At 50.1% G+C, this 22,045-nt stretch carries 21 protein-coding genes; 5 read left to right on the top strand and 16 right to left on the bottom strand.

The window, feature by feature from the left end:
• Positions 1 to 554: 554 nt before the first annotated feature.
• Positions 555 to 914 carry an iron-sulfur cluster insertion protein ErpA gene (gene erpA, locus ACFVVF_RS15040; protein ID WP_387810790.1) on the bottom strand — a complete coding sequence of 120 codons (360 nt, stop codon included), beginning with the start codon at positions 912 to 914 and terminating at the stop codon, positions 555 to 557.
• 403 nt (positions 915 to 1,317) lie between these two features.
• Between erpA and mqnE the strand changes: the two genes are divergently transcribed.
• Positions 1,318 to 2,421, top strand: a complete 1,104-nt coding sequence (gene mqnE, locus ACFVVF_RS15035) for an aminofutalosine synthase MqnE (protein ID WP_387810788.1) — start codon at positions 1,318 to 1,320, stop codon at positions 2,419 to 2,421.
• A gap of 75 nt (positions 2,422 to 2,496) precedes the next feature.
• On the top strand, positions 2,497 to 3,567 hold the full coding sequence (locus ACFVVF_RS15030; RefSeq protein WP_387810785.1) for an NAD(P)/FAD-dependent oxidoreductase: 1,071 nt from the start codon (positions 2,497 to 2,499) through the stop codon (positions 3,565 to 3,567).
• Between the two features lie 6 nt (positions 3,568 to 3,573).
• On the opposite strand, the gene ACFVVF_RS15025 is transcribed toward ACFVVF_RS15030, so the two are convergent.
• Positions 3,574 to 3,837, bottom strand: coding sequence for a DUF1450 domain-containing protein (locus ACFVVF_RS15025; RefSeq protein ID WP_387810782.1), 264 nt, complete (start codon positions 3,835 to 3,837; stop codon positions 3,574 to 3,576).
• Between the two features lie 86 nt (positions 3,838 to 3,923).
• Here ACFVVF_RS15025 and ACFVVF_RS15020 point away from each other — a divergent pair, with 86 nt between their 5' ends.
• Positions 3,924 to 4,169, top strand: a complete 246-nt coding sequence (locus ACFVVF_RS15020; RefSeq protein WP_042165422.1) for a NifU family protein — start codon at positions 3,924 to 3,926, stop codon at positions 4,167 to 4,169.
• Between the two features lie 284 nt (positions 4,170 to 4,453).
• Here the strand turns inward: ACFVVF_RS15020 and ACFVVF_RS15015 are convergent, their stop codons facing one another.
• The 11 genes from ACFVVF_RS15015 to ACFVVF_RS14965 all read right to left on the bottom strand — a co-directional run bounded on the left by ACFVVF_RS15015 (position 4,454) and on the right by ACFVVF_RS14965 (position 16,915).
• Positions 4,454 to 5,680 carry an IS256 family transposase gene (locus ACFVVF_RS15015; RefSeq protein WP_387810779.1) on the bottom strand — a complete coding sequence of 409 codons (1,227 nt, stop codon included), beginning with the start codon at positions 5,678 to 5,680 and terminating at the stop codon, positions 4,454 to 4,456.
• 251 nt (positions 5,681 to 5,931) lie between these two features.
• Positions 5,932 to 6,699 (bottom strand): SDR family oxidoreductase, encoded by a 768-nt coding sequence (locus tag ACFVVF_RS15010; protein WP_387811512.1) that lies wholly within the window; start codon positions 6,697 to 6,699, stop codon positions 5,932 to 5,934.
• A 25-nt stretch (positions 6,700 to 6,724) separates the two neighbouring features.
• Positions 6,725 to 7,426 (bottom strand): Cthe_2314 family HEPN domain-containing protein, encoded by a 702-nt coding sequence (locus tag ACFVVF_RS15005; RefSeq protein WP_387810776.1) that lies wholly within the window; start codon positions 7,424 to 7,426, stop codon positions 6,725 to 6,727.
• Between the two features lie 45 nt (positions 7,427 to 7,471).
• Positions 7,472 to 9,238, bottom strand: coding sequence for a UbiD family decarboxylase (locus ACFVVF_RS15000; RefSeq protein WP_387810773.1), 1,767 nt, complete (start codon positions 9,236 to 9,238; stop codon positions 7,472 to 7,474).
• A complete protein-coding gene (locus ACFVVF_RS14995) occupies positions 9,235 to 10,167 on the bottom strand; it encodes a COX15/CtaA family protein (protein ID WP_387810770.1) in 933 nt (310 codons plus the stop codon). The genes ACFVVF_RS15000 and ACFVVF_RS14995 overlap by 4 nt, the downstream gene beginning before the upstream one ends.
• 196 nt (positions 10,168 to 10,363) lie before the next feature.
• Positions 10,364 to 10,711, bottom strand: a complete 348-nt coding sequence (locus tag ACFVVF_RS14990) for a thioredoxin family protein (RefSeq protein ID WP_387810767.1) — start codon at positions 10,709 to 10,711, stop codon at positions 10,364 to 10,366.
• A 21-nt stretch (positions 10,712 to 10,732) separates the two neighbouring features.
• Complete coding sequence (locus ACFVVF_RS14985) at positions 10,733 to 12,319, bottom strand: copper amine oxidase N-terminal domain-containing protein (RefSeq protein ID WP_387810764.1); 1,587 nt, start codon at positions 12,317 to 12,319, stop codon at positions 10,733 to 10,735.
• Positions 12,320 to 12,441: 122 nt separating this feature from the next.
• Entirely contained in the window at positions 12,442 to 14,097 is a 1,656-nt protein-coding gene (locus tag ACFVVF_RS14980) for a putative polysaccharide biosynthesis protein (protein WP_387810761.1), read from the bottom strand.
• A 30-nt stretch (positions 14,098 to 14,127) separates the two neighbouring features.
• Complete coding sequence (locus ACFVVF_RS14975; RefSeq protein WP_387810758.1) at positions 14,128 to 14,607, bottom strand: DUF456 domain-containing protein; 480 nt, start codon at positions 14,605 to 14,607, stop codon at positions 14,128 to 14,130.
• Between the two features lie 15 nt (positions 14,608 to 14,622).
• Complete coding sequence (locus ACFVVF_RS14970; protein WP_387810755.1) at positions 14,623 to 15,369, bottom strand: Cof-type HAD-IIB family hydrolase; 747 nt, start codon at positions 15,367 to 15,369, stop codon at positions 14,623 to 14,625.
• A 97-nt stretch (positions 15,370 to 15,466) separates the two neighbouring features.
• Complete coding sequence (locus tag ACFVVF_RS14965; protein WP_387810752.1) at positions 15,467 to 16,915, bottom strand: ABC transporter substrate-binding protein; 1,449 nt, start codon at positions 16,913 to 16,915, stop codon at positions 15,467 to 15,469.
• 246 nt (positions 16,916 to 17,161) lie between these two features.
• On the opposite strand from ACFVVF_RS14965, the gene ACFVVF_RS14960 reads away from it, so the two are divergent.
• Both ACFVVF_RS14960 and ACFVVF_RS14955 read left to right on the top strand, forming a co-directional pair.
• A complete protein-coding gene (locus tag ACFVVF_RS14960; RefSeq protein WP_387810749.1) occupies positions 17,162 to 18,673 on the top strand; it encodes an MFS transporter in 1,512 nt (503 codons plus the stop codon).
• Positions 18,674 to 18,742: 69 nt separating this feature from the next.
• Positions 18,743 to 19,342 carry an acyl-CoA-like ligand-binding transcription factor gene (locus ACFVVF_RS14955; protein WP_387810746.1) on the top strand — a complete coding sequence of 200 codons (600 nt, stop codon included), beginning with the start codon at positions 18,743 to 18,745 and terminating at the stop codon, positions 19,340 to 19,342.
• A 64-nt stretch (positions 19,343 to 19,406) separates the two neighbouring features.
• Here ACFVVF_RS14955 and ACFVVF_RS14950 read toward each other — a convergent pair whose 3' ends face one another.
• The 3 genes from ACFVVF_RS14950 to ACFVVF_RS14940 are packed head-to-tail and all read right to left on the bottom strand — an operon-like array spanning position 19,407 to position 22,036.
• On the bottom strand, positions 19,407 to 20,285 hold the full coding sequence (locus tag ACFVVF_RS14950) for a metal ABC transporter permease (protein WP_387810744.1): 879 nt from the start codon (positions 20,283 to 20,285) through the stop codon (positions 19,407 to 19,409).
• Complete coding sequence (locus tag ACFVVF_RS14945) at positions 20,282 to 21,241, bottom strand: metal ABC transporter permease (RefSeq protein WP_387810741.1); 960 nt, start codon at positions 21,239 to 21,241, stop codon at positions 20,282 to 20,284. Before ACFVVF_RS14945 ends, ACFVVF_RS14950 begins: the two co-directional genes overlap by 4 nt.
• 6 nt (positions 21,242 to 21,247) lie before the next feature.
• Positions 21,248 to 22,036: a metal ABC transporter ATP-binding protein gene (locus ACFVVF_RS14940; RefSeq protein ID WP_387810738.1), complete on the bottom strand. Its 789-nt coding sequence runs from the start codon at positions 22,034 to 22,036 to the stop codon at positions 21,248 to 21,250.
• Positions 22,037 to 22,045: the final 9 nt, after the last annotated feature.

Raw genomic sequence — 22,045 nt, 5'->3', positions numbered from 1 at the left:
TAGCGAATTCTTTCCGTAGTCTACCGGAATTTTGACCTCCGACGTGTGACTGAGCACAGCGTGCCGCGATGTCACCGCGCGCAGTGCGGAAAAAGGTATCCTGTTTCGATAAAGTTGATCAGGCTACAGAAGCATTACTCTAACTTCACCATCCAAAAAGCAACTAGTTAAATCTAAGGACACAAAAGGTTAACAATGTAATCAAATTGTCCTTAAATAACACATTCAAGCTGATTACATCTCGCTTTAACTGGATGGATGTGATCGCGGTACTTTATCGTTTCATACTTCATCCACGCAACATGATGCGCTTTTTTACGTTTATTCAATACCAAAATAAAAACCTCCAATAACGAGTAAATTTTCGCATTTACCGTCAAAGGAGGTCGTAGTTAACAATCTTTAATCACGTGAATTGGGATTGAGTGCACACACTTAGTGTATTCTCTATCGTACAATTTCGCTATACTATCTACAATCCTACGTTATATAACTTTCGTAAAGCTAACGTATGAGTTAAAACCAACGTCCCTAAAACACCAAAAACCCTTAACTTAGCAAGGATCAGCAGCCGGGTTGCCCGCTGCCGTCGCCGTGCGGAACGACGAGCCGCAGCCGCACGTAGCAGTTGCATTAGGATTGTCAATTGTGAAGCCCCCGCCCATTGCGGAGTCCTTCCAATCGATCAGCAAGCCGTTCAAATATTTCATGCTTTCCTCGTCCACAACAACCTTCAAGCCGGACAATTCCAGCGATTTATCGCTGTCGTTCTGCTCATCGTCGAAGCCCATGCCGTAGGAGAAGCCGCTGCAGCCGCCTTCCTTAACGCCAATACGCAGGAACAAGCCCGGTGTGCCTTCCTCTTCCAGCATTTCTTTTATTTTATCTGTTGCCGAATCACTAATTGTGATCATGCCGCATCCCTCCAATTTTCACTAAATACATCAATCAGGCCGCGGTAAAACAGCCGTTACCTACCTGTAGTATACTCCTCTTCCGCCGCTTCCTCAAGAGAATAACGCCTGTCTCATCCAGCATAAAACGAAACAATATTGTAAGCGCTGTGAATTCACTTTAATGGTTGCCCCTGTTTCGGAACAGGTTTATAATAATGACAGCTTCTTAATCGTTATAGCAAGTTCTTTTTTTCACAATCGTATTCGACAAACGAATCGAATCGCTATAGGATTCCCTTCGCACCAAAGCTGCGCCTCCTGCTAGAGACGCGGCAAGCTTTTCGTTACGCCAGTTTTATAGAAGCGTATGTAGTTAGATGATGTCTATACGGACTGTATTTAGACAAAGGAGGCTGTCAGCATGAACATAGCTGTACAAAACGAGAATAAGCAAATGCAGGAAATCGTTGAGAAGGTTCGCCGGGGCGAAAGACTCACGCTGGAAGACGGAGTGTTTCTGTACAAATCCGACGATCTGCTCACAATCGGACAGTTGGCGAACGAAGTCAATTTGCAAAAGAACGGCAAAAAGGTTTATTTTATCGAAAATATGAGCCTCTACTTCACGAATGTATGCGAAGCGCATTGCGCGTTCTGTAACTTCCGCAAGGATGAAGGCCAGGAAGGCGCCTATACGCTTAGCGGGGAGCAAATGATTGAATACGTCGAGCAGCATATTCACCCGGGCGTTCGAGAGTTTCATATCGTAGGCGGCCACAATCCGCATGTGCCTTTCCAATATTACGTGGACTCCATCAAAGCGTTGCATGAAAAATATCCCGATGTCACTCTGAAAGCATATACCGCAGCCGAGATTGATTTCTTCTCGCGCATTAGCGGATTGAGCTATAAAGAAGTGCTGCAGGAGCTGATGAAGGTCGGCCTGAAATCGCTGACCGGCGGCGGCGCTGAAATTTTATCCGATCAATACCGTAAAAAAATGCGGGTCGACAAAGCCGATGTGAGCCAGTATCTGGAGGTTCATCGTACGGCTCACGAGCTTGGACTGCGCACGCATACGACGATGCTCTACGGCTCCATTGAATCTCATGAAGACCGTATCAAGCATATGCTGCAAATACGGGAGCTTCAAGACGAAACAAACGGCTTCCAAGTGTTCATCCCGCTGTCAATGCAGCCGATTAACCCGAAAGCGGGCATTCGCCGCCGCAACTCGGCCTTCGAGGACTTGAAGACAATCGCGATCAGCCGTCTCATGCTGGACAATATTCAGCATATTAAAGCTTACTTCATTAACATCGGCACGCAGCTGACGCAGGTCTCGCTGACAATGGGGGCATCCGATGCGCATGGCACCATTGTGAAGGAAAGAATCAGCCACGCAGCGGGCGCTTTGACGCCGGAAGGCATCACACGCGAGGATCTGATCTGGCTCATTAAAGGTGCAGGACGTATTCCTGTAGAACGCGACACCTTCTATAACGAAATTAAAGTATACGAGTAATTGACCATACGGACGCACATATTAGTATCATATAATCGGCATCATTACAGACATTTGATAGGGTAGGGAACCGGAATGAGAAAATTTGTGATTTTAGGCGGCGGATACGGAGGTCAAGCTATTGCAGCAGATTTGCTGGATAAGCAGCTCCCGCTTGACGTAGAGATTATTCTGATCGACCGTATGCCGCATCAAGGGTTGAAAACCGAATATTACGCGCTTGCCGCTGGCACTGTATCCGACCTCGAGCTGCGCGTAAAGTTTCCGCATGATCCAAGAATAACGACTAAATACGGTGAAGTAACCGGGCTCGATTTGGACGGTAAAATGGTGCATATTGAAGGGCATGATTCAATCGCCTATGAATGGCTGGTCATCGGACTAGGCTGTACGGACAACTATCACGGCATTGAAGGCGCCGAGCAGTTCTCCACGAGCATCCAGACCTTTTCAGCCGCTAGACGCACTTATCAGTTGCTCAATGACGTAAACCCGTATGGACAAGTATCCATTATTGGCGGGGGCCTTAGCGGGGTTGAAGTTGCAGCGGAGCTTAGAGAAAGCCGTCCGGATCTTAATATCCGGATTATCGACCGCGGGCCAAGCGTTCTGTCGGCTTTTCCCGGCCAGCTTCAGAAGTTTGTAGCCGCATGGTTCGATGAGCACCAAGTAGAGATGCGGAGCCATGTTTCGCTTTCCCGTGTTGAGCATGGCGCATTGTATGACAGCAATGCCGGCGAAACGATTTTAACGGACGTGACCGTCTGGACTGCGGGCATTCAGCCCGTTGAGCTCGTTCAACAGCTGAACCTTCCGAAGGACAATCAAGGCCGTCTTCTCATCAATGAATGGCATCAGCTGCCGGATCACACCGATGTTTTTGTTGTCGGCGACTGCGCTTCCCTCCCGCTTTCTCCAAGCGGTCAGGCGGCAGGCGCACAGGGCAAGCAAATTGCCGAAGTGATGCATGCGGTATGGCAAGACAAAACGCCTCCTAAGCTTGGCAAGCTCAAGCTCAAGGGCGTTCTCGGATCGCTTGGCAAAAAAAGCGGATTTGGTCTTATGGGCGGCACGCCGCTCGTTGGCAAAATTCCGCGTCTCGTGAAAAGCGGCGTGCTCTGGAAATCGAAACGGCATTTCGGGTAATGCTAATTAAGAGCGTCCCCCGCTCGCCTCTCGTTCCCTATCGCTGCAAGCTTGCTTCATAACTCGTTCCTTAAGCAGCTTCACGTCGGCAGCCGAGACGATCAAGCCGTCGACAAGCGCGAACGGAAGCAAATAACATTCGCCGCAATTGCCTAGGCAGCCGTATTCAATCACTTGAAGAGAGGCATCCTTCTCCAGCTCCTGCATGAAGGCTTCCGTGCCATCATGGTGCATATTGCCGGCGCAAAATTCGATTGTCGTCTTACACAATTTTGCTCACCACGCCTTAAAGGTTTGATATCCATTTTCATTCGCTTCACTTTGTACTATAATAGGGGAGAAAGGAGATGATTGCAATGAGTGAACAAGTACAAGACACTATGTACGACGAAGTATTGGACGTACTCGATAAATTGCGTCCGTTCCTGCAGCGTGACGGAGGCGACGTTGAACTCGTAGATGTGGAGGACGGCATCGTTAAACTCCGCTTGATGGGTGCTTGCGGCAGCTGCCCAAGCTCGACGATCACACTGAAAGCCGGTATCGAACGGGCACTGCTCGAAGAGGTAGAAGGCGTTCAAGAAGTCGTTCAAGTATTCTAATTAAGAATAGGGGCGTCAGGGATTATCCCTGACGCCCCTATTTTTTGTCTGCGGACTGGCAGCGCCTTTACCTGAATGAGCAACAAAATGTAAAAGTACATGCTGAAGGGTATCCAAAAGCTCTGAAACAGCCTTCAAAATGCAAAAGTGCATTTGAAAACCCTCGGATTTACTCCAAATAAGCATTTTAGGCCAATCAACATGCACATTTGCATTTTGAAGGGTAGCGTCAAGAAGTTTGTGTAAGGAAGTAGGGTTTTCCATCGAGAGTTTTAAATAATCAGCTATTTAGTATTGGATTCAAAGGAGCTGGTGACAGTTTCGCTGGAGTCTACCGTATCCTCCGAACCATAACGCGATTCAAACATTTCTTGTAATTTTTCTCGGACTTCGGAGCTGTTGAATCCCCGCATCACGCGAGTCTTGAATCGTTCATTGTAGTCTAAAGCATCGAGATAAATAATCTTTTCTGCAGCTTCTATGTTCGTTAAACTGTTCATCGGCTTGAGCCGTTTGCGAATTTCCTTATTCATACGCTCAATCGGATTGGACGTATAAATCGCTTCTTTGATGGCTGATGGGTAGGAATAAAAGGCCAATAAAGTCGACAGTTGGTTCTCCCAAGACTGGATCTCTTTCGGATACAATTTCGACCACTTCGCCTTGACCGTATCGAAGGCAGCTAAAGCTAAGTCATGGTCCAGCGCATTGTAAATGGTCTTTAAATCGTTCAGAAAATCGCTTTTGTGCTGCACTCGGATTTTGGGAAAGGTGGCGCGAACTTTATGGACGACACAGTGCTGCACATCCGCTTTCGGGTAGATTTCTCGGAACGCTTCTTCCAGCCCAGGGAGTCCGTCAAACACACCCAGGAGTACTTCCTGAGCCCCCCGTTGATGGAGATCTTTGAGCACGTCTCGCCACCCATTTGCGCTTTCTTGGCCACCGACGTAAAAGCCCAGAATCTGGCGATGCCCATCCTCATCAATGCCCATGGCGAAATAGACGACCTCTCCGCTGACGGTGCTACGTTTGAGTTTGACATAGAGACCATCGAGATAGATGACGGAGTAGCGTCTGTTTAGGGAACGCTGGTGCCAGGCTTGAATATCTTCCAATACCGTCGCCGTAATGTTGCTGATGGTAGTTGCAGAATACTGGCTACCAAACATACCTTCAATGAATCGGGCAACGTCCCGTGTGCCCATACCGCTTTTGTACATTTGAATGATGGCCTCCTCTAGCCAACCGTCACGGCGCTGATACGGTTCAAATACGTGAGTCTGGAACAGGCCATTACGATCACGTGGCACTTGAAGATCTTCGATGTGACCATATTTGGTGTGTAAATCACGCGTGTAATAACCGTTGCGGCTATTACGCTGATCCGCATTGTCGTCCATGTAATGCTTGATTTCAGCTTTCATAATGGATTCCAGGTTTTCTTTGACGAACTGGGTGACAAGTTTTTCAAATAGATCATTCAGCTGGTTTTCGGGTAATATAGTCATGAGGTAGGGTCCTTTCTTCGTGGCTTCGACATCCCGAGGATACCCTACTTTTTTTGTGCTTGTTAATGCTCCAAATGTTGGTACACAAAATACTTTACGTCATCTTTTGAAGCAAGAAATTGCCGAAAAAGCAGCTAACAACCTGCACTTTTACATTTTGACTCAAGAACGGCAGTATAGGATCAAATAAATAAAAGAACAACCCGGCGTGATCTAATAACGCCGGGTTGTTCTTTGTTCACATTTCACTACTACAAAATATTGTTGCGGATCGGATCAAAGCCGCCCGTCACATTCATAATATTTCCAGTTAAAAAATCCGATTGCGGATGGCAGAGGAAGCCGATAACGCGAGCCACATCCTCGCCCGTTCCGGGACGGCCGACTGGCGACTCACAGTCCCGCTCACCCGCCACCTCCGAGATGGAACGCTCTTTGTTCGCTCCCTTGATGTCGCCTGGTCCAATCATATTGACCGTGATGCCATGGGGCGCCTCTTCAACGGCCAGCGTCTTCGTGAAGGAGACGAGCCCCGTCTTCGCAGCGGCGTAGACAGCCCTGTGCGGCCATGCCCGGGCTTCACCAGCATGGCCGAAGCCCAGATGGATGATGCGTCCCCAGCCTCTCTGCCGCATCCCCGGGAGCAATTGATGATCGAGCAGCATCACACCGAGCAAATTGCCGTTCATCAATCGGATGATCATCTGCTGATCATAATCAGCAAACAGCACACGCTCGCGGATGAAAGGCCCCGCATTGTTGACCAGAATATCAATACCGCCATTCCACGCCATCGCTTCGGCGGCAAGCTTTTCCGCTCCCTCTACAGTCGCAATATCGGCCTGCACGACGGTCGCCTTAACATTCAGTCCCTCGATTTCCTTCTTCGTCTGCAGCGCCTCTGCCTCGCTGTCGACGTAATTCAGTACGATGTGGCAGCCCAGCTCCGCAAGCTGCAGCGCCGTCCGTTTGCCAAGTCCCTTTGCGCTTCCTGTAACCAGTGCCGTCCGGCCATTCAGCACCACGAGTATTCCCCCCTCGCAATTACCCTTGCTTGGTTCGCAGCTTGTCGCAAGCATATTGGAAGGTAAGCCGGAGTGATTCCGTCACCAGCTCCAATCCTTGCGTCAGATCCGCCGATTGCGAAGCGATGTTTTCCAACTGCACCTCTTCGCCGTACTCTTTGTGGCTTTGCGCCAGGTCATCCTGCATTTCTGAATTCATATAATGAATTTCTACGTTGCGCCGTTTACGCAGCCGGTTCGTGGACTCTTTCAGCCTTTCCTTCACGTCATTCAGCTTCCAGGTCAGATTCGGATGCGCGTTTTTCTCGCGCATATTGCGCAGCACAGTAAAATAAGAAAAATGCGGCTTAATTCGCTCCGTCTTCATCTCCAGGAAATCGTTCAGAAAAATGCTCAATTTGTCCATTAGCGAGAAGACACGGATAAAGGCGTTTTTGTCAAAATAGACGTAACGGCGGTAATCCAGCAGCTCCTCAGCCGACATATCGTTAACGGTATTGGCTTTAATCCGTTCGCGGAAGCCCTGAGCTGCATAGCAGCTCTGCTCAAGCTCATTCAATGACGCGATTAAGCCTTTGGTCCATATTTCATACGTTCGAAGTTTGTGATCAGTATCTTTGCCTGCCTCTACCCGGCTCTGAAGCATGGAAATAAAGCTCTCCATCGGGCGGACGGCATCCGCTAATGAGCCCTCGGCTTTCCGTTCAGGCTCGCCAAACATGAATCGCAGCATACGGATCAGCACCCTTCTCTATTAGCGATTTCGTTACTTGTTGAAATATTCCTTCCAGCGGTTGTCCACCAGTGACGAAATATCCTCCCGCGGGAACAATTCATCCGGATATCCCGGCTTCATACGCGCATCAATGACGATCGGCAGCTTGTAGCCGAAGTGGTGACGGCGGACTTCCGCATAGGCGTAAATATCGTCAGCCGGATTAAAGCGCGTAAATACCGTCCATAGGAATGGAGTCTGTGCATGAGCAATCTCAGCGTCATCAGCCAAAATAATGAGCGGCCATTCGGTGCCGCGCTGCGACAGACGCTCCAATAAACGCTCCGCCAGCTTCGGCTCGGCTTCATAAGAAGCGCCCGATACTACGAGACATCCGCGGCAGTAAACCTGCGCGTTCGTAATTTCTTCAATTGCGCCTTCTTCATAAATAGCAGGCAGTTTGCGGACGGGCTCACCAACGCCGAGCATAACAGCCTTAGAGCCGTGATTCAGCTTGCCGCTCGTATAATCAAGCGTATCATGAGACGTCTCATCAAAGACGAACAGATCGGAATGCGGCTGGAACCGCTCCAGAACCGTCTCCAGCAATACATCGAATTTAGACAAATCGATCGGCTGATCAGTCAGCATCAAGAACTTGGTCAGCGTCAGCTGGCCTTGACCCAAAATGCTAAACGCCGTCGACAGCGCTTCACGGGAATAGGATTCCCTAACGACCGCAGCTGCAAGCGCATGAACGCCAGCTTCGGCGTAAGCCCATAGCTCTTTGACGCCTGGCATGACCATATTAAAGGCTGGCGAAAGCAGACGCTGCAAATATTCGCCCAAATAATAATCCTCTTGACGCGGCTTGCCGACGATCGTCGCCGGATAGATCGCATCCTTCCGATGCCATACATGGTCAACTTCAAATACCGGAAAATCATGCGTTAACGAATAGTAGCCGAAATGGTCGCCAAACGGCCCTTCCGGACGGCGGAGATGCGGCGGCACTTTGCCGCTGATCACAAACTCAGCCTCGGACGGAATACGGTGTCCGCCTTGCGGATTTTGCACGACAGGCAGCTTGTCTCCCAGAATAAGCGAAGCCATCAGCAGCTCAGGCAGATGCTCAGGCAGCGGAGCAATCGCCGATGCGATCAATGCCGGAGGACCTCCAAGGAATACAGAAACCGGCAGCGCTTCGTTGCGCTGTTCAGCTTCGTAATAATGGAAGCCGCCGCCTTTATGTATTTGCCAATGCATGCCCGTTGTCGAATCATCAAAGATTTGCATCCGGTACATGCCCAAATTATGCTTTTTACGGGCCTGCAGGCTTTCCGTATAGACGAGCGGAAGCGTAACGAACGGTCCGCCGTCCTCCTGCCAGCTTGTCAGTCGTGGCAGCCCGGCAAGCGGACGTTCCTTCCGGAGCGTCTGCAGAATTGGCGCATTCGCTGGAGGCGTTTCCTTCATGCCGACCTTCAGCATGTCCCAAATCAAGTTCTTCTCGCCCCAGATCGCCTTCAGCGTAGGCGGCATAATCCGGTCCGTTGCACCGATAATTTGTTTCATCAGCGCTTCCGGCCGAGGGCCAAAAGCCAAATCGACTCTGCGGCTTGTGCCAAATAGATTGGTCACGACAGGAAAAGAGCTGCCCTTCACATTCGTGAACAGCAGCGCCGGTCCTTCCGATTCAATAACGCGACGATGAATTTCGGCCAGCTCCAAATAAGGATCGACTGGTGCATCGATAATGGCCAAATCATTGTCTTTTTTCAGTACCTCAATAAATTCACGCAAATTGTTAAAAATCAACCGTTATCCGTCCTCTCCTGCAACCGCTTGGAACGTATCAGCATATCGATCAAAATGCCGAACAAACCGGTAATAATTAAGTTGTGAAGCAAGCTTGTGAAAATAAACCAATTGTCATTCGTAAGTGTAGCCGTCAGCAATGCGCCGCTTAACACTTGGCAAACGACGAGCAGCACGGCCCAGCCTGCTGGAATTAACAGACCTGCTTTGCCATTCGTAACCCGGCGGATATGCGTATACAAGCCCAGAATCGAAAGGCCAAGCAGCATACCGGCAACCCGGTGGATAAAGACGATCGTTGTCGCCCCTTCGAATTCAGGAATAACCTGTCCGTTGCACAGCGGCCAGCCGAGACATCCGCCTGCCGATTCAGTGTGACGAATGAATGCCCCCAGATAAACGACAACATAGCAGAAAATCGATACAGCCAGCACTCTTGGGTATACGGACCGCGGAACGGTGAAGACCGCCTGGCGTCCGTTCTTGACCCGGTAGGACCAGACGACGAGCAGCAGCGTTGCCGCAAATGCAAGCAGTGAGATCCCAAAATGAATGGCCATAATTGGCGGAGATTGCGGCCATAATACGGCAGCAGCTCCCATTAACGCCTGTACAATTGTGAAAAGCAATGCGCCTCCCGCGTAATAAAGCGGCTCTTTGAAGTCCACTTTATTGGAGCGGAACAGCCGGTAAGTGGCAAGGAAAGCAGCCAATACAAGCAGCCCCTCGAAGCCTGTGACCAGACGGTGCGAATACTCAATTAATGATTCCAGCGTGTAAGAAGGAATAAATTTGCCGTTACAGAGCGGCCAGTCATCACCACAGCCCCGCCCCGATCCGGTGTTCGTGACTAATGCTCCGGCAAGCAGTACGAGAAGCATTCCGATGCACGATGCGATAGCAAGCGTGCGAAAACGGCCGGTTACCATAATAAAATCACCTTTTTTCGGGTTTTCTTTACACCTCACATTATATCGGTAACAATCGGCAAAAGCCATGTTGAAAATGTGACGATTCGCAAGGAGAAGCTTTGATAAGCCTTATTTTTTGTACTTCGCCTTACCCTTATGCTTATCTGCGGACGATAAAAAAAAATCCGTGCATCGCTGCACGGATTTGATTGAATTACGCCTTTGGCAGAGACTCAGCAACTTGTACGGCACGATCCAGAAATTGTTCAATTTCTTCCCGTGTTTTGCGCAGCTTGCTTACGAAGCGGATAAGCTCCTGCCCGCCGCGGAAAGCGACAAAGCTTGGAATGCCAAGGATGTTCAGCTCCGAGCAAATATCCGGCAGCTCGTCACGGTCTACCTCGAAGAACGAGATCTTGCCGCTGTACTTTTGTTCCAGATCAGGCATAAACGGTTCAATGTAATGACAATCTGGACACCAGGTCGTCTTGAATACCGCTACCGTAACCGCATCGCTTTGAATCGCTTCACGGAACGCGTTTTCCGTATTTAGTTTATTCATCAGCCTGCAACCTCCTTGATGTTAGCCCACTTCGCGCTCAAGTACAAATACTTGCCCGTCCCCATAGGATTCCCAGTGGATTTTAGCTTTGACCGCTGTAGCGAAGCTGCGGGCTGGCACGTAAAGCGTACCGTTGACTACTGTAGCCGGGAATGGCATTTTAACAGTTTTCCCGTTTACGTTCACAATATCGCTGCCTTCTTTAAACGCAAGCGTTGTGTTTGTCGCTTTATCGACTACTTTGACTTGCTTCGTCTTGGAATCATAGCTTACAACTCCGCCCAATTGCTCAGCAACGTCACGAAGCGGAATAATCGTTACATATTGCGGTGTCACGATTGCCGGCCGATAATCATAGTCGGAATAGATTTGTACAGATTGATGGCCTAGCTGCAGCTTGTTTTTGAGCAGATCGTAAACGACCGATTTGTTGTCGAACAGTTGAAGCGTTTCATACGCTTGCATATTAAACAGTTGCTCGCTCGTAATCGCACCTGCCGGAATAACCACCTCATCCGATTTTACCGTGCCGTTAACATTCCATTGCTCGCTAACCGTACGAAGCACGATGGCTTGAATAGGGAACAGCACATCATCCGAAGGCTTGAAGGTTGCTTCTACAATTTGCTTGCGGATATCCAGCTTGCTGTCAACGAACAGTTCCGCTTTCACCGAGCTGTCTTTGTTGAAGATGGTATCAAGCGTTTCTTTATCTTCTTTCTCGAATGCTTTCAGTTCCTCTTGCAGGCTAAGGAGCAGATCTGTAATTTCTTTGACAGCTTCCTTAATTGTTTCTTCTTTCGTTGCCGCGTCAAGGTTCACATCCTCGAACGGATTAACTTCGCCAAGCGCAGTCCAGATATCTTGATTCTCCGACATGATCGTAACGATCGTCGTCACGAATGTCTCCAGACCTTTCTTATCCGCTGCAAGCGCGTCTACATACGATTTGATCCAAGCCCAGATCGCTTGACCGTCAAGCTCGGCTTTCACATGTACGAGTGAAGTGGATACGCCATTAATCGGCTCATTCACAGTCTCAACAGAAAGCTTCTGCGGATTCGGCAAGTTGTTGATCAGGAAATCTCCTGCACTGTCGATCACTTTGTGGCCCAGCTCAGCAAGCGAAGCTTGAGCCTCAGCCGAAGGAGCTCCTGCCGCATCAACCGGCAAGCCTGTCAGCTCTGCAAGGCCCGCTTCTGTAAGATCGATGGCAATTGGCGCTTTCGCCCCTTCGATCTCAAGCAGCATCGCTTTAGGCGAGATTTTGGCGGAGAAAGCTATGCTTGCTTTCTCACCAAGGATGAGCTTTCCTTTATAAGAAGCATTGGAAGCATCCTGCAATTTAATATCGTCCAGCTGTACTTTCAGTTTCGAGAATAATTGAATAAGTGCCAATTCCTCTTCAGGCAGTCCTTCATAAGCCTCTTCGTTAACGAGCAAATTCAGCTCTAACGTCTGCTTGCCCTCCATCGAAGTCACTTTCAGCGTGTTCTTCAATACGGTGTTCAAATTCAGTCCATTTACCGCCTGACAGCCTGCGGCAACAACAAGGACGAGAGCAAGCATCAACGCCAGCCCTGTTCTCCAAGTAAGAAATCTTTTCAAAATAATGGTCCCCTCTCTCGCACAAAGATAATAATAAAAAAAGAACGAGCATTAAATAATTGTACAATGAGATGAATAGCTTGTAAATGTATGGAAAACGTCGAAAACTCGCGATTTTAGTCTTATGACTGTGCTGATTTAGCAAAAGGTTTCAGGAGCTTCATGAACAGCTTGCGAAGCGGTCCCGGGAAGGACTTAGCATCTTCCATCGTCACGACGCGGAATACGATCAGAAGCGCCAAATACAGCACGCCAATAACGATGCCCGCAGCAGCAGCAGCCGTCAAATATTCGAGCTTGTCCGGCCAGCTGTGAACCAGCTTGCGGACGCCAATTTCCGTTCCCCAGCCTCCAGCAATAGCGATTAGTATTGTCGCCAAATACGGCAGCCAGCGGCGGCCTAGAACGGTAATTTTCACATCTCCACGAATGGAGTCCAAATTAAGCCATGTAATGACGATGAAGCAGACGGTCGATGCCAGAATAAGTCCATAGATGCCGAGAAGCGGCGCTAATGCTACGCTGAGCACCAGCTTCAGCCCGATGCCGGCGAACGTATGCTTCATCGGCAGACGCGGCTTGCCGAGGCCGAACAGAATCGAGTTGCTGGTCATCATCGTAATCTGGAATACCGTGCCGGCTGTCAGCGCAGCAACAATGCCGCTGCCGGAAGGCCCGCTGAACAGGAAGCCCGTAACGGAATAAGCGGCGGCCGTCAGCGTTAAGGCAATCGGTATTCCTGTGAACAGAACAATCCGCATAACAAGCGAGGTTTGCCGCTGCACTTCCCCCATATTGCGAAGCGAGTAGGCAGAGGAAATGACCGGTATAATCGATGTGCTGAGGGCAATTGCCAGAATCGGCGGAATGCCTGCAATCGACTGCGCTTTAAAGCTGAACTCGGTCAATGCACTCAATGCTTGCCGGTAATCCTTGTAATACCAGCCCTCCGTCAACCGGATAAGGAGCGAGGTATCGAACATGTAGATGAGCTGAACCGTCATTGCGGTAATGACGACCGGAATGGACATTTTGAAAATTTCACGGTAGATCGAACGGTACGGCAGCTTGCTTGCGGCTGCTTTTGCTTCCGCCCGCTCCGCCTCTGATCTCTGAGCGACAGGATCCTTCGCATCCATCCGCTTAAGCTTGCGTGCGAACCAGAGCATAACGAGAAACGCCCCTACGCCGCCCAGCACGTTGCCGAACGTAGCGGAGGCTGCTGCCCAGCGGTCTCCCCAGCCCCAGGCCAATACGAGAATCGCCAAGCCAACCCCGACGATAACCCTTAAAATTTGCTCCACAATTTGCGAGAGGCCCCCGGCCGACATCATTTGTCTGCCCTGGAAGTAGCCGCGCATCATCGCGATGACTGGAAAAATAAGCAGCGTCGGTGCAACAGCGCGAATCGCTAGATCAGCGCCCGGCGTCTTCGCAATATGAACGGCATAGAACGGAGCCGCCGCATAAAGCAGAGCCGTCAAAATAACACCGGTTACCAGTCCGAATAAAAGCGCGGCCTGATAAATCCGCTGCGCCTCTTCCGGGCGCTGCAGCGCGTAACGCTCCGATACGAGCTTGCTTATCGCGCTCGGAATGCCTCCCGTAGCGACGACAAGCAGCGTTAAATAAAGCGTATTGGCAACGGCAAAATGCGCCATTCCCTCCTCCAGCAGAATATGCTCCAGAGGAATACGCTGGAAAATGCCAAGAAACCGCGCTATGAGCGCGGCTGCAGCTAGTATAAGCGTACCTTTAATAAGCGAATCTTTTTTCATAGCAGTCCGTCTCTTCTTTCTGTGCCCGATCTATAAAATCCAAAAAATAAACAATACGATCATCGCGGCTTGTAAAATGACTTTCACAACGACGCTGGTTAACAGGCCGACCAGCGAGCCGAATCCGACCTTAAGCGATTGAACGAAACCCGTGCCAACAAAAAGTTCACCGATGACGGCTCCTGCGAAAGGTCCGATAATGAGGCCGAATGCGGGAATGACGAACGGCCCGATAATAATGCCGATCGTACTTCCGACAACGGATGCCCTTGAGCCGCCGAATCGTTTGACCCCCCATGCGCTAACCGCATAGTCGGCTATAAACAAGACAACGACGATAAGCGTCTGAATCGTCCAGAACACCCAATTGAAGGGTGAGAAGGAGAAGAAGAAGCCATAGACGAAAAACGCGCCGTATATCGCCAGTGCACCCGGCAATATCGGATAGATGGCACCAGCCATCCCGACAACGAATAAAATAACGACCAGTGACCAGCCTAAAATATCCACTGCCTATCAGCTCTCCTACAAGACGTATCGTTTAAAAACTTCCGCAATGCCATGCTCGTCGTTCGTCAAGGTTACGGCATCTGCCGCTTCTTTGACAGCATCCTGCGCATTGCCCATCGCGACGCCAAGCCCGGCTTCCCGTATAGCGGCAATGTCGTTCAGGCTGTCGCCAACGGCAACAACCTGCGACATGTCAATGCCCATCACCTTGCAAAGCTCGCGAATTGCGCTTGCCTTGGTTATGCCTTGTGCATTCATCTCCCAGTTCCACGGCGATGAGTTCGTAATTTCCAGCGCGCCCCATTCGGCTACCTCATCGTAAATACGCTGACGGACAGGCGCATCTTCCGTATAATAGCCAAATTTCAGCCAATGGTAATCCTCGATCGCCGTCCCCTGTTCAATCCATTTCTCCAAGTTGTATACTTCATCGGTTGTATAAGCCCAGAACCATGTTCCCGTATGCTTCATCGCCAGCTCGTGAAGGCGTCTGACATAATTCGGACCAAGCAAGGTGCGCTTATGTAGAACATGAGGACGGCTCCATACCTCGCTTCCGTTGACGGTAATCATCGGCGTCTCCAGCTTCAGCTGCTCCGCATAGGGAAGCGCGCTGCGGAAGCCTCTGCCCGTCGAGAAGCTGACCGTAATGCCGGCATCCAGCGCACGCTGAATCCATTCGGCATTCTCCTTGCTGATCTCGCTTTGTTCATTCAGCAGCGTTCCATCCATATCGAGCGCTACCAGCTTGTAATCTCCCATTGTGCTCCTCCTGTCGTGCATAGCTGTACTAAAGCCATTTTAGCACAAACCGGGGAGTTTCCAAACGCTTTGGACGAAACGATATCGTAAAACAATTCTAATTCGCTATGGGCTCAGAGCTTATTGAACCGTCGGTGACCCCTTCCTGTGTTTCCGCATTGCTAGGCGGCTGTTCGCTATCGCCTTTGTCGAGCAGCCCTTGACCAACCGTCTGCAGCTTAACGAGCGTCTCATCGAGCGACGCCTTGCCTTCCTTAACCTTCTGCAGCTCCGATTGCGCTGTTCCATTAAATTCACCATAGAAATTTTTCGGCAGCTTATCAAAGTCTTTATACATATTGTTTATGCTTGGCTTCAGCGCATAAAACGCTGCTAAATTACGGTTCTCTTCATTGTTTATATACTTGGTCCGAATCGGGAAACCGCCGTAGTTGGTCGTTTTGGAGGTTACTCTTGCGAAATCATCGCCCGTCACATATTTAAGGAACGTCCAAGCCGCTTCCTTGTTAGCAGCCAAGTTATTAATTGCAAAAATATTGTAAAAATTAGTCATTGTGCTGTAATCCGGATTAGCCGGATCTACTGGAACAGATACCAAGTCCCAGTTTTTAATCAGTTTTTCCTGATCTTTTTCCTTCAAATAATCTTGCGCTTGTTTGAGCTGCTGCATTACATAAGATCCGTCAAGCGTCATAGCCGCCCTTCCCGATATGAAAGGATTGCTCAGCAAATACTCCTCATAGGAGCCGCCGTTCATCATGTTGTTGCTCTCGAAGTACAGCGCTTTGGAATTGACCGCATCAAGCGCCATTTCAAATACGCCTTTCCATGCCGGCGTATTGATCGTCATTTCTTTTTTAGCCGCATTGAAGAATGCTAAGTTTTGCGCTCCGGCCACAGTGGAGGCGATATCGAACAGATTGTCGCTGTATCCCATTTTGAGCCCGTATATCCGTTCCTTATCGCTTCCGTCTGTCGGAAACCGTTTGGCTAACTGAATAAGCTCACTAAAGCTCATTTTGTCTTTCGGGTACTCGATTCCGAATTTGTCAAACAAATCCTTGTTGTAGTACAGCGCTTGGCTGGAATAGCTGGTAGACATGCCATACAGCTTGCCTCCGCCGATTTCCTTCAAGTAATCAAGCATGCCGGGCACCAGCCCTTCGGTATCATACTTGTCCTTCTCAATAAAGCCGTCGAGCTCATACAATTTGCCGTCCGTCGCCATTTTCTCATATTGGGTGGAGTCAATCATGAGAATGTCCGGCTGTTCCTTCTCTATGAACTCATTCATCAGCTTCGTATAGTCTTGCTCTTGTCCCTCTTCAGGACGGACTTTCGAAGTGCTGATGACCTCAATGTTAATATTCGGGAACAAAGCGGTGAACAGCATGCCGTACTGCTGATAGAAGGAAGACTCCTCGTAATACATCACTCTTAACGTTTGCTGCTCGTTGGTTTTGCCTTTATCGCCGCCAAGGCTGCAGCCCGACAGTACCGTTAGCACCGCCATTACTAGCACAAAATGTTTCATCCACTTCTTCATTTCTTTACAACACTCCCCAAAATTCTTTTATAAATCCAATAAGTCCCAAAGTTAAGACGGTGCAAGAGCTGAAGAAGTTTCACGTTCGACAAAACTAGACAAATAAATACATTTTTTCACAAAAGATATTTTCGACCGATCCTATTGTGAAAGTAACTTTTATTTGACAGTAACTATCAAAATATTATATCGTATGCATTGGATTTGAAATCCTTATCCTTATAGACAAGAGAGGCGGTATTGATCATGCAGGAAAAAAGAAACTACAGATGGTGGGTGCTCATCGCACTGGCGATTGGATTGCTTGCGGTTGGGCTAGATTTGACGATTTTGAATCTTGCCCTTCCCACACTGGCTGCAGATTTTCATTCAACAAGCAGTGAATTGCAATGGTATGCCGATGCCTATACGCTCGTATTTGCTGCCGCCTTGCTTCCAGCCGGCCTGTTCGGTGACCGCTGGGGACGGAAAAAGCTGCTACTTGCTGGGCTGTTATTATTCGGTGGGGCTTCCCTGATTTGTGCCTATGCTCCCTCATCGGCGGTGCTCATTGCCGGAAGAGCCCTGCTTGGACTCGGCGCTGCGCTTATCGTGCCAATGTCTATGGCCGTCATCCCTGTATTGTTTGAGGAAGAGGAGCGCTCCAAAGCCATCGGCGTATGGGTGATGTCCAATGCGATAGGCATTCCGCTTGGACCCATAGCAGGCGGCTGGCTGCTCAATCATTTTTCCTGGGGATCGATTTTTCTCATCAACGTCCCTCTTGTTGCGATCGCACTAATTGCCGTCACAATTTTGCTAAAGGAATCAAGAAATACAAGCCAATCCCGAATTGATTACGCCGGTATTCTGCTCTCCAGCTTGGGCTTGATTAGTCTGACTTACGGCGTTATAAAAGCCGGGGAGAACGGGTGGGGCGATCTCCTTGCCCTGGCGACGATCCTTGCAGGGGTTGTTCTGCTTGCCGGATTCATCTATTGGGAGGGCCGCATTACGTATCCGCTCGTTTCCTCCGCTTTATTCCGCTCACGCGGCTTTACTTGGGGAACGATAATGGCCACTCTCATTTCCTTCGCTATGTTTGGACTGCTGTTCATCCTGCCCCAATACTTTCAAATCGCCCAAGGCACAGATGCGCTAGGAGCAGGCTTGCGGCTGCTGCCGCTCATCGGCGGCTTGCTGATCGGCTCGAAAATAACCGAAAAGCTGCTTCCACGCTTTGGTGCTTCGTCCGTATTCGCGATCGGATTTGCATTTTTAGCAGCAGGCTTGGCTATTGGCGCTTTTTCAGCTGTCGGAGACAATTATTCATGGACCGTCATTTGGGTTGTCGCAGCAGGATTAGGAATTGGATTTGTGCTGCCTACTGCCATGGATATTTCGATGGCTGCCCTGACAGCGGAGCAAAGCGGTGTAGGCTCAGCCTTAATTATGGCTATGCGGAATGTCGGGGGAACGTTGGGGGTTGCTCTGCTAGGAACTGTTCTTAGCACGTCATATCGTGGTAAACTGGAGTTGTCCGGTGTTCCGGACGGAATGATGGATGAGGTCTCGCGCAGCGCATCAGCGGGCGCGTCTGCCGCGATAAAGCAGCAATCATTTGAGCTGCTGCACACCGTTCAAGAAGCTTTTGTATATGGAATGAACCATTTATTGTGGATTTGCGCGGGTATAGCGATGCTCGGCATTTTGATGGCTGTCGTCTTTATGCGGCTGAAACCGGAACAAGCGCATTCCGATAAAGGAATTGAGTTATAACCCTGACTGACTGAACGCAGAAGCGATGTGAAGCAGGGAGAAGAAACAGGTTAGGAGTGGGTAGTCAGCATGTCCTCAGATAAAAAACAGGCAACAGGCTTACGGGAGCGGAAAAAGGCAAAGACAATAGCTGCGGTGCAGGCGCATGCCTTGCGGCTGTTCCACGAGCATGGCTACCATGAAACGACTGTGGATCAAATTGCGGCAGCGGCAGAAATCTCGCCCAGCACTTTTTTCCGCTACTTCCCTACCAAAGAGGATGTTCTGATCGTCGACAACTACGACCCCCTGCTCATACAGGCTTTCCGTGCACAACCCTCCGAGCTTAGTCTGCTGGAGGCTACACGCAATGCAATGACAGAAGGTATCGATAACATGTCAGCAGATGAAATGGAGACTGTGAGGCAGCGGATTCAGCTCATCATGACGGTCCCTGAGCTTCGCGCGGCAACGTTGAACAACCAGATGCTGACGCTGCAATTAATCGCAGAGCTTGCAGCAGAGCGCTTAGGCCGATCGGCTGATGACTGGGCGGTACAGACGTTTGCCGGAGCGGTAATCGGAGTAAATATTTCGGTAATGCGTTATTATTCCGAGCACCCGGAAGCTGACTTCAAGCAATTGCAGTTTGATGCCATGAATCGTTTGAAGGATGGTTTTCCATTATAGACATTGCAGCGCGCCTGCTCCAATTGGAGCAGGCGCGCTGTTTGTAATGCCTATTCGCTTGCCGCTATTGCGTTTCGATAAGCTTGCGCATGCGAAGCTTCTTCGCAATGTAGCCATGAGACGGTGAGAACAGGAAGGCTGCGATGAACAGCAGTCCGGCTGCGCATACGATACAGCCAGCAATCGAGGCGTCAAGCACAACTGCCGCGCCGTACCCCAGGAAAGTGCTAGCAATGCCTACTAATGCACTAAGCACAATCATGCGGCCTAACCGATCGGTAAGCAGATAGGCAGTGGCCGCCGGGATAATAAGCAACCCAACGACAAGAATGGCACCGACACTCTCAAATGAACTGACAGTCGCCATCGACACAAGCCCCATCAGCAAGTAGTGAAAGAGTGCAACCGGTATGCCGCAAGCGGCGGCCAGCGCCGGATCGAAGGCACAAAGCTTGAATTGCTTATAGAACAAGCCGATTACCGCCACGATGACAACGAAGGTTACCCCCAGCAGCCATACCGCCTTCGGCCCCAAATTGACACCGTTTACCTCCCAGACATTCCAGTGGACATAGGCGATTTCACCGTACAAAATAGCATCCTGATCCAGATGGACTTGACGGGCGAATAAGCTGACGAGCAGCACACCTAAAGCGAATAAAGCCGTAAAAACAACACCGATAGACGCATCGGATTGTATGCCGCTTTGCTGAAAGGTTTGAATAAGGAATACAGCGAGCAGACCGCAGACCATCGCTGCGAACAGCATCAGCATCGAATCCCGTGATCCGCTGAGCAGAAAAGCAATTACGATGCCGGGCATAACCGAGTGGCTGATCGCATCGCCGATCATCGCCATTTTACGAAGAACGAGAAACGCGCCTAGTATGCCGCAGCAGCTTGCAACCAGCGATCCCGTCAGCAATATCCAAAATATGGTCATAACGCCGCCCCCTTCTCCGTCTCAGCCGAAGCAACCCTTGCCTTCGCATTCGCATGAGTCTGCGACTGCTCCAGCTTCCGCTTCACACGCAAGCGAATAAATTGCTTGGCGAGCAGACCTTTTTGCGGACCGAATAATATCGATAAGAAAAATAGTGCAGTAGCCGCCAGCACCGTCAATGGTCCCGTCGGCAGATTCGCTGCTGTTGAGCTGATCAATGTGCCTGCTGCTCCGCTAATGGCTCCGAACAAGCCCGATAAAATAACCATAGCGCCCAGGCGGTGTGTCCAATACCGGGCTGACACGGCCGGGGTGATTAATAGTGCTGCCACAAGTACGACGCCTACCGCTTGAATACCGACTACAACCGACACTACCATAAGCAGCATCAAGAACTGCTCCAGAAAAGCGACCGGATAGCCGATGCCGCGGGCAAAGCCAGGATCAAAGGAAATGAGCTTGAACTGTTTGAAAAGCAAGAAACAGACTGCAATGAGAATGACGCTAACGATCGACATGGTGAGCACGTCAGAGCCGATCATCGCTGCCGCTTGCCCGAAAAGAAATTTGTCCAAGCCTGCCTGATTGCCGTAGCTGCCATGCTGGATGACCGTCAGCAATACGATGCCTAATCCGAAAAAGCCGGACAATACAATTCCCATTGCCGCATCATGCTTAATGCGGGAGTGACGGGTGACGAAGCCAATGCCAAAGGTTGCGATAATCCCGGCTATTGCCGCTCCGATCAGAAAGACCAGCAGCGACTTCGTTCCTGTCAGCATGAACGCGATACATATTCCCGGCAATGCCGCATGGGCAAGCGTATCGCCCATGAGGCTTTGTTTTCTTAAGTATGAGAAACAACCGATAATACCGCTGCTTAAGCCTAGTAATGTACAGCTGATAAAGATCCATTGCATGTTCGGATCATTCAGAAGGGTCCATAAGCTCTGCATGCCGGGTCACCCTTTCGCTGCAAACATATCGGAATGATTGCGGCTGCGGTCGAGAAAAGCAAGTCTGCCGCCATAGGTTTGCTGCAGCAGCTCCTGCGTGAACACTTCGTCCGTCGGCCCGTATGCCTGCAGCTCAACATTTAATAGCAGCACGGAGTCGAAATATTCTTGAACCGTTGCAAGGTCGTGATGAACGACGATAACGGTCTTCCCTTGCCGCTTCAGCTCCTGCAGCAGCGTAATAATCGCTTTCTCCGTAGCGGCGTCAACGCCGGCAAACGGCTCATCCATGAAGTACAGGCTGGCGTCCTGAGCAAGCGCTCTGGCAAGAAAGACGCGCTGCTGCTGCCCGCCGGACAGCTGGCTGATCTGTCTCGTTGCGAAATCCGCCATGCCGACCTTCGCCAGACTTTCCATCGCGATCGTCCGCTCCTTGGCTCCCGGCCGGCCGAACCAGCCGAGATGGCCGTAACGGCCCATGGTCACGACATCCAGCGCATTTGTCGGAAAATCCCAATCGACCGATTCCCGCTGCGGCACATATCCAACCAGCTTACGCTGCTGTTTGTAGGGCTTGCCATAGACGAGCACCTCACCGCTTAATCGAGGTATGAGGCCAAGTGCCGCTTTCATCATCGTCGATTTGCCTGCGCCATTTGGGCCGATGACGCCCACAAGCTCACCCTCTTGTACGGAAAACGATACGTTGCGCAGTACCGGCTTTTTCTGATAGGCCGCGCTTAAGCCATGTATCGTGAGCGGAGCTTTCACTTCTTTACGTTGTTTCTGTTCCATTCCGGTCAT

It is taken from the genome of Paenibacillus sp. NPDC058174, assembly GCF_042883865.1.
GTDB lineage: Bacteria > Bacillota > Bacilli > Paenibacillales > Paenibacillaceae > Pristimantibacillus.
This window is presented reverse-complemented; position numbering and strand designations above follow the sequence as displayed.